Origin of the sequence: Pseudomonas reactans (assembly GCF_013385825.1) — a bacterium.
In the GTDB taxonomy this organism is placed as follows: domain Bacteria; phylum Pseudomonadota; class Gammaproteobacteria; order Pseudomonadales; family Pseudomonadaceae; genus Aquipseudomonas; species Aquipseudomonas reactans.
The window spans coordinates 119,070-133,066 of the sequence record NZ_JACAPG010000005.1 but is presented as its reverse complement, the minus strand read 5'-3'; the positions used below and the strand labels follow the sequence as shown (position 1 = coordinate 133,066).

The following is a 13,997-nucleotide window of genomic DNA, read 5'->3' as shown; positions in this document are numbered from 1 at the left end:
AAAATGAACGTTGGCTGCGACCTATCGCCTCTTACGGTTTAAGGACAGGTCGCTGCGCGGGTAGAATACCCGCCACCTTACGCAAGATGCGACCCGCACATGACCGATCTGACGCTTTATCACAACCCGCGCTGCTCGAAATCCCGCGGTGCGCTGGAACTGCTGGAAGCCCGCGGCCTCACGCCCAACGTGGTGCGCTACCTGGAAACCCCGCTGAACGCCGCGCAATTAAAGACGCTGCTGGGCAAGCTGGGCATCAGCGCCCGCCAACTGCTGCGCACCGGCGAAGATGAATACAAGGCGCTCAACCTCGCCGACGCCAGCCTCAGCGAAGCCCAGTTGATTGCCGCCATCGCCGAGCACCCGAAGCTGATGGAGCGCCCGATCCTGGAAACCGCCGACAAAGCCATCATTGGCCGTCCGCCGGAAAACGTGCTGGAGATCCTGCCGTGACGTCGCCCTATGTGCTGGTGTTGTATTACAGCCGCAATGGCTCGGTGAGCGAAATGGCCCGGCAGATAGCCCGGGGCATTGAGCAAGGCGGCATGGAAGCGCGACTGCGCACCGTGCCGGCGATCTCCACCGAGTGCGAAGCCGTAGCGCCGAGCATTCCGGACGAAGGCGCGCTATACGCCAGCCTCGACGACCTGAAGCACTGCTCGGGCCTGGCCCTGGGCAGCCCGACCCGTTTCGGCAACATGGCGGCGCCGCTCAAGTATTTCATCGACGGTACCAGCAACCTATGGCTCACCGGCGCCCTCGTCGGCAAGCCGGCCGGGGTGTTCACCTCCACTGCCAGCCTGCACGGTGGTCAGGAAACCACGTTGATGTCGATGCTGCTGCCGCTGCTGCACCACGGCATGCTGATCACTGGCCTGCCCTACAGCGAACAGGCCTTGCTCGACACCCAGGGCGGTGGCACACCGTATGGCGCCAGCCATCACGCCGGCCCCGACGGCAAACGCATGCTCGATCAACATGAAATCGCCCTGTGCCGTGCCCTTGGCCTGCGTCTGGCGACTACCGCTACCTTGCTGGAGAGCGGCAGTGGCCAGAAAGCCTAAGGTCCTGCCACCCCAAGCGTGGCTCGAGCCGCGGGTCAAGCTGGCACGCGTGCTCAGCCTGCTGGCGTTTTTGGGCCTGGTGGGTCTGCTGTGCGTGTATTACCTATTCGTCGCCGACCTGCATGGCGCGCGGCCGTGGGTGATCCTGCTGATCGAACTGGTGCCGCTGCTGTTGCTCGCGCCAGGCATGCTGCTGGGCAGCGCGCGCGGGCACTCGTGGATGTGCTTTGTGGTGAACCTGTATTTCATCAAGGGCGCGCTGGCGGCGTATGACCCGAACCGGCAGTGGTTCGGGGTGCTGGAGATGCTGGCGAGCCTGGCGGTGTTTTGTACGGCGTTGTTGTATGTGCGGTGGCGGCATCAGTTGAATCGGCGGTTGACTGAATAACCTAGCGTTGTGGCGAGCGGGCTTGCCCCGCGTTGGGCTGCGCAGCGGCCCCAAAAACAGACGATGGCATCCATCTGAAAAAATGCGATAGCAGAATTAGGGCTGCTTCGCAGCCCAACGCGGGGCAAGCCCGCTCGCCACAGTAAAAGCGGTTAGTGATTGACGGTGTACGCCAACATCATCGACAACTGGCACATCGGCCGCCCACTCTCGGCGTGCCACTGGTTGAACGCGCCCTGCACCGTCGCCAGGTCGCGCAGGCTGGTCGGTGCCTTGTCGACGATCTTCTGCGCGTTCAGCGCCGCCACCACGTCATAACTCGGCACAAAAGTGTCCTTGCCGACCATGCGCAAGAAGCGCGGCGCTGACAGCCCGCCAAGTTGATGGCCGTGCTTGCTCAGGTACTTCCATAGCCCGACGATATCAGTCACCGGCCAATCGGCGATAAACGCGCCGAAGCTGCCCTTCTCCTGCTCGATGTCGAGGATCATCTGCGCATTGCGCGGCACGCTCTTGAGCTTGCCCAAATGCCGGATGATGCTGGTGTCCTGCATCAGCCGCTCCAGATGCTCGGCGCCCATCAGCACGACTTTTTCCGGGTCGAAGCCGAAAAACACCTTTTCGAACGCCGGCCACTTGGCATCCACCACGCTGTGCTTCAAGCCCGCACGAAACACACGCAGCGCCAGGGTCGACAGGTAGCGATCATCGCTGATCTTGCGCAGTTGCGCCGGGGTCTTGGCTACAGGCAGATGGGCTTCCAACTCGGCCGCCGAACCGAAGCGGTTCAGACAATATTCGTGCAGCCACTTGTAATCGCGCATGCCCTCTCCTGGGAATTGAATTGAAAACGGCGCCCGCGAGCGCCGTGTGTCAGAGCGTTGAAACAGCTCAGAGGTTCACCACATTGACGAAACGCGAGGCGGCAGTCTCATCGATTTTCAGGCTGGTGAAGTCGAACAGGTTGCGGTCAGCCAACTGCGACGGCTGCACATTCTGCAGGCTGCGGAAGATGCTTTCGGTACGGCCCGGGGTCTTGCGCTCCCAGTCCACCAGCATGTCCTTGACCACCTGGCGTTGCAGGTTCTCCTGGGAGCCGCACAGGTTGCACGGGATGATCGGGAACTGCTTGAAGTCGGAGTAGGCCTGGATGTCCTTCTCGTTGCAATACGCCAGCGGGCGGATCACCACGTTACGCCCGTCATCGGCGCGCAACTTGGGCGGCATGGCCTTGAGCGAGCCGTTGAAGAACATATTGAGGAAGAAGGTCTCAACGATATCGTCGCGGTGGTGACCCAGGGCCATCTTGGTCGCGCCGATTTCATCCGCGAAGGTGTACAGCGTGCCACGGCGCAGGCGCGAGCACAGCGAGCACGTGGTCTTGCCTTCCGGAATCAGCTCCTTGACCACCGAGTAGGTATCTTTCTCGACGATGTGGTACTCGACGCCCAACTCCTTGAGATAGGCCGGCAGCACATGCTCAGGGAAGCCCGGTTGTTTCTGGTCCATGTTGACGGCGACGATCTCGAACCTGATCGGCGCGACCTTTTGCAGGTGCAGCAGCACGTCGAGCATGGTGTAACTGTCTTTGCCGCCGGAGAGGCAGACCATGACCTTGTCGCCGTCCTCGATCATGTTGAAATCGGCGACCGCTTCACCGGCCAGGCGACGCAGGCGTTTTTGCAGTTTGTTCTGGTTGACCGTAAGAGTGCCCATGGCGCTTGGATCCGCTAGAGGTGTGTGACGAAAAGCGCAGCATTTTACCGATAAGAACCAGCGAGTTCCATTGTAGGAGCTGGCTTGCCAGCGATCGCGGTGGCCGCCACACCTTGGTGGCACTTTATACCGCAATCGCCGGCAAGCCGGCTCCTACAAAGACCCCGCCGCGATTAAGCCCAATGTTTACAGCGCAATTTGCTCTAAAGGCCCTACAGTTATTCAGGTCATCACTTCCTATACTGCGACTAGAGGTCGCACATCTATCCAGACCTCTGAGGCCATTTGGCCCGTGGGCGCTCCGATGGGGGGCGATGGTAATAACGACAGGAGTGACTGGCATGATCCATCACGTCGTGGGGCTGTTTACCCATCCCGACCAGGAATGGCGGGAAATCCGTGGCGATAAAGAAGAAAGCATCGGCCACATGTACCTCACTCACACCTTGATTCTCGCGGCGATCCCCGCCGTTTCCGCCTTTATCGGCACCACCCAGGTTGGCTGGGTCATCGGCAACCGTGCGCCAGTGATGCTGACCCAGGAAAGCGCCTTGTGGATGACCATCATGTCCTACGCTGCCATGCTCGGTGGCGTGGCGGTGATGGGTGCGTTCATTCACTGGATGGCGCGCACCTACGACGCCAACCCCAGCATGGCACGCTGCGTGGCCTTTGCCACCTACACCGCTACGCCGCTGTTTATCGGTGGGCTGGCCGCACTGTATCCGCATATGTGGCTGGGCATGGTCGTGGGCACGGCGGCCATTTGCTACACGGTGTACTTACTTTATGTGGGGCTGCCGACCTTCATGAACATCGATCCGGATGAAGGCTTTCTATTTTCCAGCTCGGTACTGGCCGTGGGCCTGGTGGTACTGGTGGCAATCATGGCGTTTACCGTGATCGTCTGGGGGCTGGGCGTGGGCCCGATCTACACCAACTGACCGTTTAAAACCCTAGGCAAAGCCACCGCAAGGTGGCTTTGTGCATCATGCATGACCATTCGGCGCCTGACAGATTCGGAAACACCCAGCTTTGCGGCATACTGGGCGTCTCTGGAGATATGGTCAGCATGCCCGAGCAACTCAATACCCGCGTCGAAGATTGTTTCCTACAAGCCGAATCCTTTTTCAAACGAAGCTTCAAACGCCCCCAGGTCAGCCTCAAGCTGCGGGGCCAGAAGGCCGGTGTCGCGCATTTGCACGAGAACCTGCTGCGTTTCAACCCACAGTTGTACCGTGAAAACAGCCAACACTTCCTGAAACAGACCGTGGCCCATGAAGTGGCGCACCTGATTGCCCACCAATTGTTTGGTGAACGCATCCAGCCCCATGGTGAGGAATGGCAATTGATCATGCGCGGGGTTTACGAACTGCCGCCGGACCGTTGCCACACCTATGAAGTGAAGCGTCGCCAAGTGACCCGTTATATCTACCGATGCCCGTGTGCGGACAGTGACTTTCCGTTCTCGTCACAACGCCATGGCATGGTGGCTCAGGGGCGGCGGTATTTGTGCAGGCGGTGCCGGCAAACCTTGGTGTTTACTGGGGAAACGCGGGTGGAGTGACCTCTTCTGTAGGAGCTGGCTTGCCGGCGATGGCGCCCTCAAGATCGCCATCGCCGGCAAGCCGGCTCCTACAGAATTGTGCCGTTTTTTCGCCAGGCGTCTATCCGCTGAACACTGAATCCCAACTCCGCCAGCACTTCGTCACTGTGCGCCCCCACCTCGGCACCGATATGTCGGGGCGGCGGCAAACCCTCGGAAAACTTCAAAGGACAGGCCAGTTGCGCCTGAGTCGACCCATCGCCCCGTGGCACCTGGCTGACCAATTGCCGCGCCTTGAGCTGTGGATGCTCCACCGCCTCACTCAGGCTCAACACCGGCTCCACGCACGCATCCACTCCGGCGAACAACGCGCACAGCTCATCAAAGCTGCGCTTCTCAAATTCAACCTGCAGCGCCACCTTCAGCTTGGGAGACAAACCCAGCGCCGCCAATTCCGGCCGTCCCAGCGCCTCGCAGAGTTGCTGCATAAACCCAGGTTCCAGGCTACCCACCGACATCCAGCGCCCATCCCGCGAGCGATAGTAATCGTAAAAGCTGCCGCCATTGAGCACATGACTTTCCCGCTCCGGCTCCACCCCACACGCCAGGTAACCCGCGCCGGCCATGGCGTTCAGGCTGAACGAGCAGTCGGTCATGCTCACATCCAGGTATTGACCAACCCCGCTCTGCTGCCGCGCGATGACCGCCGCGAGCAACCCCACCACCGCATGCAGCGAACCACCGCCCACGTCCGCCACTTGCACGCCCAACGGCAGCGGCCCGCTGTCCTGGCGCCCGGTGTAGCTGGCCACACCGGCCAACGCCAGGTAGTTGATATCGTGCCCGGCGCGGTCCTTATAGGGACCTGTCTGGCCATAACCGGTGATCGACACATAAATCAGCCGGGGATTGATCGACTTCAATGCCTCATAACCCAAACCCAGACGCTCCATCACCCCCGGTCGGAATTGTTCGAGCAGGATGTCGTAGTCCTTCACCAGCGCCCGCACGATCTCCAGCGCCTCGGCCTGCTTGAGGTCCAGCGCCAGGCTGCGTTTATTGCGGTTGAGATAGGCGTGGCTGGCCGATGTGCCCTGATCATGGGGCGGTAGCACCCGCAACAGGTCCAGGCGCGTGGGCGACTCGATACGCAGCACCTCGGCGCCCATGTCCGCCAGCATCAGGGAGGCAAACGGGCCGGGCAGCAGGGTGGAAAAATCCAGCACTTTGAGGGACGCCAAGGGACCTGACATGGGCACTCCATTTCCGTTTCGACTGCCCACAGACTAGGCAGCCCTGCGCTTTCCGGCAATCGCCGAAACAGTCAGCAAAGGTGACCGTTTTGATCACGGCGGGCTTTTTCGTGGCGGCGGCTTTATCATTGGCCCACGTTTGCTTGCAGAGTGTTCCATGAAGTTTGCGATTGCCCTGTTTTCCGCGGCCCACGCGCCCTCCTCGCGCCGCGCCCTGCTGTTCGCCCAGGCGGCGCTGGCCGGCGGGCACGAGATTGTGCGGCTGTTTTTCTATCAGGATGGCGTGTACAGCGCGTCCAACAACATCGTTGCGCCCCAGGATGAGCAAGACATCGCCCGCCAATGGCGTGAGTTTGTCAGCCAGCACCAGCTTGATGGCGTGGTGTGCATTGCCGCTGCGTTACGCCGTGGCGTGCTCAACCAAGAGGAAGCCACGCGGTATCAGCGCACAGCGGTGAATCTGGATGCGCCCTGGGCGCTGTCTGGCCTGGGGCAATTACATGATGCGATCCAGGATGCCGACCGCCTGATCTGTTTTGGAGGGTCGTGAGATGTCTAAATCCTTATTGGTGATCAGCCGTCAGGCGCCGTGGTCCGGGCCGAGCGCACGGGAAGCGCTGGATATTGTGCTGGCCGGTGGCGCGTTCGATCTGCCCATCGGCTTGCTGTTCATGGATGACGGCGTGTTCCAGCTCGCTGCGCACCAGAACGCCAAAGCCGTCCAACAAAAGGACCTCAGTGCCAACCTGCAGGCATTGGGGCTGTTCGGCATCGACGATGTATTTGTCTGCCGCCACAGCATGGCCGTGCGCGGCTTGACGCCGCCCACCGAGGCGCAACCGTTGAGCAACGATGCTATTTCCCAATTGATTGACCGTTACGACCAGGTGATTACCCTCTGATGTCGACTTTACACGTGGTGTCTCACTCCCCGTTTTCCGATAGTCGCCTCGACAGCTGCCTGCGTATCTGCGGTGCCGAGGACGCGATCCTGCTGTGCGGCGACGGCGCCTATGGGCTCCACGCCCCGGCCCTGCACTCCAAGGGCGTGAAGGTGTTTGTGCTGGCCGAAGACATGCAGGCGCGCAACCTGCCGCTGCCGGACTGGGCCGACGGCGTGGACTACCCAGGGTTCGTGCAACTGTCGATCGACTACGACAAGGTCAACACCTGGCTATGAACACCCTGACCGTAGGCGCACGTACCCTGGAACTGGACAAGGACGGTTATTTGGCCGACCTGAACGACTGGTCCGCAGAGGTCGCCCATGCCCTGGCTGCCGCCGAGGCGCTGGAGCTGACCCCGGCCCACTGGGAAATCCTCGAACTGCTGCGCCAGTTCTATGCCGAATTCCAGCTGTCCCCGGCCACACGTCCGCTGATCAAGTACACCGCCTTGAAGCTCGGCCCGGAAAAGGGCAACAGCCTGCACCTCAACAAACTGTTCAACGGCACTCCCGCCAAACTCGCCGCCAAGCTGGCGGGCCTGCCCAGGCCGACGAATTGCTTATGACCGATTTTGCCCCGCTGACCCTTGAAACCCCTGCCGAACACCCGTTTGCGCAGTTCGTGCGCATCCTGGGCAAAGGCAAGCGCGGCGCGCGCAACCTCACCCGCGAGGAAGCCCGCGAAGCCATGGGCATGTTGCTCGACGAAAAAGTCGAAGACACCCAGCTCGGCGCGTTCCTGATGCTGTTGCGCCACAAGGAAGAAAGCCCTGAAGAACTCGCTGGCTTCAGCGAAGCCGTGCGCGAACGCCTGGATGCCCCGGCGCTGAACGTGGATGTCGACTGGCCAACCTACGCCGGCAAGAAGCGCCACCTGCCGTGGTACCTGCTGGCGGCCAAGTGCCTGGCGCAGAACGGCGTGCGCATCCTTATGCACGGCGGCGGCGCACACACGGCCGGGCGGTTGTACACCGAGCAATTGCTGGAAGGTTTGCAGATCCCACTGTGCCGCAACTGGCAGCAGGTCGAGGCCGCTTATGCGCAAGGCAACCTGGCGTTTATCCCGCTGGGCGACTGGGCGCCGCAATTGCAACGCATGATCGACCTGCGCAACACCCTGGGCCTGCGCTCGCCGATCCACTCCCTGGCGCGCTTGCTCAACCCCTTGAATGCGCGCCTGGGCCTGCAAAGCATTTTCCATCCGGGTTATCAGGGCGTGCACCGCGATGCCAGCGGCCTGCTCGGCGACAATGTCATCGTAGTGAAGGGTGATGGCGGCGAAATCGAGATCAACCCCGACTCGGCCAGCCACCTGTACGGCACCACGGGCGGCGAAAGCTGGGACGAAGAGTGGCCCGCCCTCTCCGCCCAGCGCCACGTCAAACCCGCCACACTCGAACCGGAACACCTGAAGGCGTTGTGGCGCGGCGATGTCGAAGACAGTTACCCGCAACTTGCCTTGATCGCGACTATGGCCCTGGCCTTGCGCGGCCTGGGCCATTCACGGGAACAGGCGTTCGTCCTGGCCCAGCAATACTGGGACGCGCGGGACAAATCGATTTAATCGATCATTAGCGCCCGGTCTTTGCGCTTTTAAATCGAACTCAGCCCTTTAGACTGGCCTCCAACGCTTATTAGCCAAGGAGCCAGTCATGGGTTTGCTGATCGAAGGACACTGGAAAGACCAGTGGTACGAAAGTAGCGCAGACGGCGCATTCCAACGGGAACAGGCGCAACGCCGCAACTGGGTGACCGCCGACGGCGCGCCAGGCCCGAGTGGCGAAGGCGGATTCAAGGCCGAGGCCGGTCGCTACCATCTCTATGTCTCTCTCGCCTGCCCGTGGGCCCATCGCACCCTGATTCTGCGCAAGCTCAAGGGTCTGGAAAGCCTGATCGAGGTGTCCGTGGTCAGTTGGCTGATGCTGGAAAACGGCTGGACCTTCGACAAGGCTCACGGCTCCACCGGCGACAAGCTGGATGATTTCGACTTCATGCACCAGCGCTACACGGCTGACACGGCCGACTACACCGGGCGCGTCACCGTGCCGGTACTGTGGGACAAGAAGCTCAAGCGCATCGTCAGCAATGAATCGGCGGAGATCATCCGCATGTTCAACAGCGCGTTTAATGAATTGACCGGCAATACCCTGGACTTCTACCCCGAGCCGCTGCGCCCGACCATTGACGCACTGAATGAGCGTATTTACCCGGCCGTGAACAACGGCGTGTACCGCGCGGGCTTCGCGACGTCGCAGCAGGCGTATGAACGTGCGTTTGAGGATGTGTTTGCGGAGCTGGATCACTTGGAGCAGCATCTGGGTGAGCATCGCTACCTGGCCGGTGAATACCTGACCGAGGCGGATGTACGGCTGTTCACCACGCTGATTCGCTTTGATGCGGTGTATTACAGCCACTTCAAATGCAACCTGCGCAGGATTGCGGATTATCCGAACCTGTCGAACTGGCTAAGGGAGCTGTATCAATGGCCGGGTGTGGCGGAGACGGTGGATTTTGCGCATATCAAGGGGCATTACTATGCCAGTCACCGCACGATCAACCCGACGGGGATTGTGCCGAAGGGGCCGTTGCAGCATTTTGATGCTGCCCATGATCGTCAGCGCCTGGTCGGCAACGGCATCTTGAGCTGAAAACACCTTGTGGCGAGGGAGCTTGCTCCCTCGCCACAGGTACAGTGTCAGACTTGGGACTGGGCGCCTTCGAACCACTTGAGCTTTTCACGCAACACCACCACCTCACCCACAATCACCAGTGTCGGTGCATGCACTTCATGCTCCGCCACCATGCGCGGCAGGTCCGCCAGCGTGCCGGTGAACACACGCTGGTTGGATGTGGTGCCCTGCTGGATCAACGCTGCAGGGGTATCCGATGCACGACCATGCTTGATCAGCTGTTCGCAGATGATCGGCAAGCCAATCAAACCCATGTAGAACACCAGGGTCTGTGATGGCCCCACCAGGTCATCCCAAGGCAGGTCCGACGTCCCGTCCTTTAAATGCCCGGTAATGAAACGTACGGACTGCGCATAGTCACGGTGAGTCAGCGGAATCCCGGCATACGCCGCGCAACCGCTTGCCGCCGTGATCCCCGGCACCACCTGGAACGGGATGCCGTGGGCCGCCAGCTCCTCGATCTCTTCGCCACCCCGGCCAAAGATGAACGGATCGCCACCCTTGAGGCGCAGCACGCGCTTGCCTTGCTTGGCCAGGTCCACCAATTGCTGGTTGATCTGGTCTTGCGGCACGGCGTGATCGGCGCGGCGTTTGCCGACGTAGACACGCTCGGCGTCACGGCGGCACAGCTCGAGAATCGCGGGAGCTACGAGGCGGTCATACAGCACCACATCGGCTTGCTGCATCAAGCGCAGGGCGCGGAAGGTCAGCAGGTCGGGATCACCCGGTCCTGCGCCCACCAGATAGACCTCGCCCGGTGCATTCGGCGGCGCGCCGTTGACCTTTTCGATCAACAGGCGCTCGGCTTCGGCACCCTGCCCGGCCAATTGACGGTCGGCAATCGGGCCCTGGAACACGTCTTCCCAAAATGCGCGGCGCTGCTGCACATCCGGGTACAAGCCTTTGACCTGAGCGCGAAAACGCGCCGCCAATCCGGCCAGTTGGCCATAGGTGGACGGAATCCAGGTTTCCAGCTTGGCCCGGATCAAGCGCGCCAGCACCGGCGCATCGCCGCCGCTGGACACTGCAATCACCAAAGGTGAACGGTCGACAATCGCAGGGAAGATCACGCTGCACAAGGCCGGTGCATCCACCACGTTGACCGGTACACACCGACGCTTGGCATCGCTGGACACTTGCGCGTTCAACGGCTCATCGTCCGTGGCCGCGATGATCAGGGTGCAACCGTCGAGGTCCGCCTCCTGATAACCGCGCAAAATCAGTTCCCCGCCACTGCCCAGTACCAGCTCATTGAGCTGGTGTTCAATCTGGGGAGCAACCACCCGCAGCAACGCACCGGCATCGGCCAGCAGCCGGGATTTGCGCAAGGCAATCTCCCCGCCACCGACGACCAACACACGACTGCCGCGCAGGTTATGAAACAGCGGCAGAAATTCCATTTAGCGGATGACCTCAACGCCCGCCATGTAAGGCTTGAGCACTTCCGGCACACGGATCGAACCGTCAGCCTGCTGGTAGTTTTCCAGCACCGCCACCAGGGTACGGCCTACCGCCAAACCGGAACCGTTGAGGGTGTGGACCAGCTCAGGCTTGCCGGTTTCCGGGTTGCGGAAACGCGCCTGCATGCGACGAGCCTGGAAATCACCGCAGTTGGAGCACGACGAAATCTCGCGGTACTTGTCCTGGCTCGGTACCCACACTTCGAGATCGTAGGTCTTCACGGCGCTGAAACCCATGTCGCCGGTGCACAGTGCCAGCACGCGGTATGGCAGCTCCAGCAGTTGCAGGACGCGCTCGGCGTTGGCGGTCAGGCCTTCCAGGGCTTCCATGGAAGTCGACGGCTCGACCACCTGTACCATCTCGACTTTGTCGAACTGGTGCTGGCGGATCATGCCGCGAGTGTCACGGCCAGACGCACCGGCTTCGCTGCGGAAGCACGGGCTGTGGGCCACGAACTTGATCGGCAGTTGCTTGGCGTCGAGGATCTCGCCGGCGACGATGTTGGTCAACGACACTTCAGCGGTCGGGATCAGGTACAGGTCGGCTTCGCCGTCCCGGCTGATCTTGAACAGGTCTTCTTCGAACTTCGGCAACTGGCTGGTGCCCATCAGCGCCGGCGCCTGCACCAGGTACGGGGTGTAGGCTTCTTCGTAACCGTGTTCGCCGGTGTGCAGGTTGATCATGAACTGCGCCAGGGCGCGGTGCATGCGTGCAATCGGACCGCGCAGCAAGGCAAAGCGCGCGCCGGACATCTTGGCGGCAGTTTCGAAATCCAGGCCGCCGGTCAATTCGCCCAGGGCAACGTGGTCCTTGATCTCGAAATCAAACGCGGTTGGCGTGCCCCAACGGCGCACCTCAACGTTGCCGTCTTCGTCTGCGCCAATCGGCACGGATTCGTGCGGGATGTTGGGGATACCCAGCAGGATCGAATCCAGCTCGGTCTGGATCTTGTCCAGCTCGACCTTGCCGTCGGACAGCTCGGTGCCCATGCGCTCGACATCCGCCATCAGCGGGGCGATGTCTTCGCCGCGCTGCTTGGCCTGACCGATGGATTTGGAACGCGCATTACGCTCAGCCTGCAGTGCTTCGGTGCGGGTCTGGACGGTCTTGCGCTGTTCTTCCAGCGCTTCGATGCGCGCAACATCCAAGGCAAAGCCACGGGATGCCAGGCGGTCCGCTACGTCCTGAAGGTTGCTACGTAACAGTTTGGAATCGAGCATGTCGGTCTCTCGTTTATCAAAGTTTGGTCAAGGACAGGCCAGCCCAGGTGGCGAGCAGCCCGCCGAACACGCTGATGCCCAGGTACCCGAAGGCTATCAGGGCCTGCCCGCTTTCCAGCAGGCGCAGCGTATCCAGTGAAAAGGATGAAAAGGTCGTCAGACCGCCTACAAAGCCGACAATCAAGCCGGCGCGAATTTCAATCGGTACTTCCGGGCGTAACAGGAACCAGCCGTACAACAGCCCGATGATCAGGCAGCCGACCAGGTTGACTGCCAGGGTCGCCGCATAAAAATGCTTCGGCCAATTGGCGCTGACCCATGTGCCAGCGGCGAAACGCAATAATGTACCAGCGATGCCGGCTGCGGACACGGCAAGAATCGTCTTGAACACTACTTTCTCCGCTGTCTGGGGCTGAGTCGATCGAGTTGGGCGAGATGATTGAGTTTTTCGCCGATCTTCAGCTCCAGGCCACGGGGCACCGGCTGATAGAGCGGGAGTGGCTCAAGGTCATCGGGAAAGTAGTCTTCACCGGCCGCATAGGCATCCGGTTCATCGTGGGCGTAGCGGTATTCATCACCGTAGCCCAACTGTTTCATCAGCTTGGTCGGCGCGTTGCGCAGGTGCATCGGCACTTCGAGGGAGCCGTATTCGGCGGCGGCGCGCAGGGCGGACTTGAAGCCCATGTACACCGCGTTGCTTTTCGGCGCACAGGCCAAGTAGGTGATGGCCTGGGCCACCGCCAACTCGCCTTCCGGGCTGCCGAGGCGCTCCTGCACGTCCCAGGCGGCGAGGCACAGGCTCAAGGCGCGCGGGTCGGCGTTGCCGATGTCTTCGCTGGCCATGCGCACCACGCGGCGTGCGAGGTACAGCGGGTCACAGCCGCCGTCGATCATGCGCGCGAACCAATACAGCGCGCCGTCCGGGTTGGAGCCGCGCACGGACTTATGCAGCGCCGAAATCTGGTCGTAAAAAGCTTCGCCGCCCTTGTCGAAGCGCCGGCGCGTGTCGCCGAGCAGGCTTTGCAGGAGGTCGACGCCAATCTCGCTGCCGTCTTCGGCCAGGTCGGAGGCGTTCTCCACCAGGTTGAGAAAGCGGCGCCCATCACCATCGGCGGCGGTGAGCAGAATCTTGAAGCCCTCTTCGCTCACGCTCAGTTGCCGTTTGCCCAGCCCTTTGTCTTCACTCAGGGCGCGGTGCAGCAACTTCTGCATCGCTGCTTCGTCCAGGCTTTTGAGCACATAGACCCGCGCACGCGACAGCAAGGCGTTGTTCAATTCAAACGAAGGGTTTTCCGTGGTGGCACCGATGAAAATCAGCGTGCCATCTTCCACATAGGGTAGGAACGCATCCTGCTGTGACTTGTTGAAACGGTGCACTTCGTCGACAAACAGGATGGTGCGCTTGCCGTACTGCCCGGCCTGCTGCTTGGCGACTTCCACCGCCTGGCGGATCTCCTTGACCCCGGCGAGTACTGCCGAGACTGTTTCGAAGTGTGCATCCGAGACCTTCGCCAGCAGCCGCGCCAGGGTAGTCTTGCCCACCCCCGGCGGCCCCCAGAAAATCATCGAGTGCAGCGCGCCCTGCTCCAGGGCTTCGCGCAAAGGCTTACCGCGAGCGAGCAGGTGCTCCTGACCGACGTACTCGTCCAGGTTGGTCGAACGCAAGCGCGCGGCCAGTGGCTGGGCAATCGGGTCACTTCGAAACAGGTCCAT

The 13,997-nt window shown here is 61.4% G+C and carries 18 protein-coding genes; 11 read left to right on the top strand and 7 right to left on the bottom strand.

The genetic code is table 11. The features are described 5' to 3' along the window. Positions 1–99: 99 nt before the first annotated feature. From arsC to HX868_RS05335, 3 genes are read left to right on the top strand one after another with little or no spacing between them, the layout of a single operon-like run. Positions 100–453 (top strand): arsenate reductase (glutaredoxin), encoded by a 354-nt coding sequence (gene arsC / locus HX868_RS05345; RefSeq protein WP_177002155.1) that lies wholly within the window; start codon positions 100–102, stop codon positions 451–453. Next, positions 450–1,064: an NAD(P)H:quinone oxidoreductase gene (wrbA, locus tag HX868_RS05340; protein WP_028616777.1), complete on the top strand. Its 615-nt coding sequence runs from the start codon at positions 450–452 to the stop codon at positions 1,062–1,064. The genes arsC and wrbA overlap by 4 nt, the downstream gene beginning before the upstream one ends. After that, the gene (locus HX868_RS05335; protein ID WP_177002154.1) at positions 1,048–1,452 is read left to right on the top strand and encodes a DUF2069 domain-containing protein; all 405 of its coding nucleotides are present in this window, start codon (positions 1,048–1,050) and stop codon (positions 1,450–1,452) included. The genes wrbA and HX868_RS05335 overlap by 17 nt, the downstream gene beginning before the upstream one ends. A gap of 152 nt (positions 1,453–1,604) precedes the next feature. Here HX868_RS05335 and HX868_RS05330 read toward each other — a convergent pair whose 3' ends face one another. Further along, complete coding sequence (locus HX868_RS05330; protein WP_028616779.1) at positions 1,605–2,276, bottom strand: DNA-3-methyladenine glycosylase I; 672 nt, start codon at positions 2,274–2,276, stop codon at positions 1,605–1,607. A gap of 67 nt (positions 2,277–2,343) precedes the next feature. Beyond that, the gene (gene ttcA / locus HX868_RS05325; RefSeq protein WP_177002153.1) at positions 2,344–3,168 is read right to left on the bottom strand and encodes a tRNA 2-thiocytidine(32) synthetase TtcA; all 825 of its coding nucleotides are present in this window, start codon (positions 3,166–3,168) and stop codon (positions 2,344–2,346) included. A 341-nt stretch (positions 3,169–3,509) separates the two neighbouring features. Between ttcA and HX868_RS05320 the strand changes: the two genes are divergently transcribed. Together HX868_RS05320 and HX868_RS05315 are read left to right on the top strand one after the other, a co-directional pair. Then, the gene (locus HX868_RS05320; RefSeq protein WP_016977555.1) at positions 3,510–4,112 is read left to right on the top strand and encodes a Yip1 family protein; all 603 of its coding nucleotides are present in this window, start codon (positions 3,510–3,512) and stop codon (positions 4,110–4,112) included. Between the two features lie 128 nt (positions 4,113–4,240). Then, entirely contained in the window at positions 4,241–4,735 is a 495-nt protein-coding gene (locus HX868_RS05315; protein ID WP_010209629.1) for a SprT family zinc-dependent metalloprotease, read from the top strand. Between the two features lie 68 nt (positions 4,736–4,803). Here HX868_RS05315 and HX868_RS05310 read toward each other — a convergent pair whose 3' ends face one another. Next, positions 4,804–5,967: a CaiB/BaiF CoA transferase family protein gene (locus tag HX868_RS05310; protein ID WP_177002152.1), complete on the bottom strand. Its 1,164-nt coding sequence runs from the start codon at positions 5,965–5,967 to the stop codon at positions 4,804–4,806. A gap of 157 nt (positions 5,968–6,124) precedes the next feature. On the opposite strand from HX868_RS05310, the gene tusD reads away from it, so the two are divergent. From tusD to HX868_RS05280, 6 genes are all read left to right on the top strand, one after another. Continuing rightward, positions 6,125–6,517, top strand: a complete 393-nt coding sequence (gene tusD, locus HX868_RS05305) for a sulfurtransferase complex subunit TusD (protein ID WP_177002151.1) — start codon at positions 6,125–6,127, stop codon at positions 6,515–6,517. 1 nt (position 6,518) lies between these two features. Further along, a complete protein-coding gene (gene tusC, locus HX868_RS05300; protein ID WP_016977548.1) occupies positions 6,519–6,869 on the top strand; it encodes a sulfurtransferase complex subunit TusC in 351 nt (116 codons plus the stop codon). Further along, the gene (gene tusB / locus HX868_RS05295) at positions 6,869–7,147 is read left to right on the top strand and encodes a sulfurtransferase complex subunit TusB (RefSeq protein WP_177002150.1); all 279 of its coding nucleotides are present in this window, start codon (positions 6,869–6,871) and stop codon (positions 7,145–7,147) included. The genes tusC and tusB overlap by 1 nt, the downstream gene beginning before the upstream one ends. Further along, positions 7,144–7,479 (top strand): TusE/DsrC/DsvC family sulfur relay protein, encoded by a 336-nt coding sequence (locus tag HX868_RS05290; protein WP_177002149.1) that lies wholly within the window; start codon positions 7,144–7,146, stop codon positions 7,477–7,479. Before tusB ends, HX868_RS05290 begins: the two co-directional genes overlap by 4 nt. Next, complete coding sequence (locus tag HX868_RS05285) at positions 7,476–8,477, top strand: glycosyl transferase family protein (protein ID WP_177002148.1); 1,002 nt, start codon at positions 7,476–7,478, stop codon at positions 8,475–8,477. The genes HX868_RS05290 and HX868_RS05285 overlap by 4 nt, the downstream gene beginning before the upstream one ends. Positions 8,478–8,565: 88 nt before the next feature. Continuing rightward, positions 8,566–9,561, top strand: a complete 996-nt coding sequence (locus HX868_RS05280) for a glutathione S-transferase family protein (protein WP_177002147.1) — start codon at positions 8,566–8,568, stop codon at positions 9,559–9,561. A gap of 47 nt (positions 9,562–9,608) precedes the next feature. Here HX868_RS05280 and cysG read toward each other — a convergent pair whose 3' ends face one another. From cysG to HX868_RS05260, 4 genes are read right to left on the bottom strand one after another with little or no spacing between them, the layout of a single operon-like run. Continuing rightward, positions 9,609–11,003 carry a siroheme synthase CysG gene (gene cysG, locus HX868_RS05275; RefSeq protein ID WP_177002146.1) on the bottom strand — a complete coding sequence of 465 codons (1,395 nt, stop codon included), beginning with the start codon at positions 11,001–11,003 and terminating at the stop codon, positions 9,609–9,611. Beyond that, on the bottom strand, positions 11,004–12,284 hold the full coding sequence (gene serS / locus HX868_RS05270) for a serine--tRNA ligase (RefSeq protein WP_028616788.1): 1,281 nt from the start codon (positions 12,282–12,284) through the stop codon (positions 11,004–11,006). A gap of 16 nt (positions 12,285–12,300) precedes the next feature. Beyond that, positions 12,301–12,675: a fluoride efflux transporter CrcB gene (crcB, locus tag HX868_RS05265; protein WP_012724934.1), complete on the bottom strand. Its 375-nt coding sequence runs from the start codon at positions 12,673–12,675 to the stop codon at positions 12,301–12,303. Continuing rightward, positions 12,675–13,997 (bottom strand): replication-associated recombination protein A, encoded by a 1,323-nt coding sequence (locus HX868_RS05260; RefSeq protein ID WP_016975526.1) that lies wholly within the window; start codon positions 13,995–13,997, stop codon positions 12,675–12,677. The genes crcB and HX868_RS05260 overlap by 1 nt, the downstream gene beginning before the upstream one ends.

Coding starts and splice junctions, on each gene's coding strand:
- arsC (WP_177002155.1), top strand. CDS start 100: ATGACCGATCTGACGCTTTATCACAACCCGCGCTGCTCGAAATCCCGC.
- HX868_RS05330 (WP_028616779.1), bottom strand. CDS start 2,276: ATGCGCGATTACAAGTGGCTGCACGAATATTGTCTGAACCGCTTCGGT.
- ttcA (WP_177002153.1), bottom strand. CDS start 3,168: ATGGGCACTCTTACGGTCAACCAGAACAAACTGCAAAAACGCCTGCGT.
- HX868_RS05320 (WP_016977555.1), top strand. CDS start 3,510: ATGATCCATCACGTCGTGGGGCTGTTTACCCATCCCGACCAGGAATGG.
- HX868_RS05315 (WP_010209629.1), top strand. CDS start 4,241: ATGCCCGAGCAACTCAATACCCGCGTCGAAGATTGTTTCCTACAAGCC.
- HX868_RS05310 (WP_177002152.1), bottom strand. CDS start 5,967: ATGTCAGGTCCCTTGGCGTCCCTCAAAGTGCTGGATTTTTCCACCCTG.
- tusD (WP_177002151.1), top strand. CDS start 6,125: ATGAAGTTTGCGATTGCCCTGTTTTCCGCGGCCCACGCGCCCTCCTCG.
- tusC (WP_016977548.1), top strand. CDS start 6,519: ATGTCTAAATCCTTATTGGTGATCAGCCGTCAGGCGCCGTGGTCCGGG.
- tusB (WP_177002150.1), top strand. CDS start 6,869: ATGTCGACTTTACACGTGGTGTCTCACTCCCCGTTTTCCGATAGTCGC.
- HX868_RS05290 (WP_177002149.1), top strand. CDS start 7,144: ATGAACACCCTGACCGTAGGCGCACGTACCCTGGAACTGGACAAGGAC.
- HX868_RS05285 (WP_177002148.1), top strand. CDS start 7,476: ATGACCGATTTTGCCCCGCTGACCCTTGAAACCCCTGCCGAACACCCG.
- HX868_RS05280 (WP_177002147.1), top strand. CDS start 8,566: ATGGGTTTGCTGATCGAAGGACACTGGAAAGACCAGTGGTACGAAAGT.
- cysG (WP_177002146.1), bottom strand. CDS start 11,003: ATGGAATTTCTGCCGCTGTTTCATAACCTGCGCGGCAGTCGTGTGTTG.
- serS (WP_028616788.1), bottom strand. CDS start 12,284: ATGCTCGATTCCAAACTGTTACGTAGCAACCTTCAGGACGTAGCGGAC.
- HX868_RS05260 (WP_016975526.1), bottom strand. CDS start 13,997: ATGGACCTGTTTCGAAGTGACCCGATTGCCCAGCCACTGGCCGCGCGC.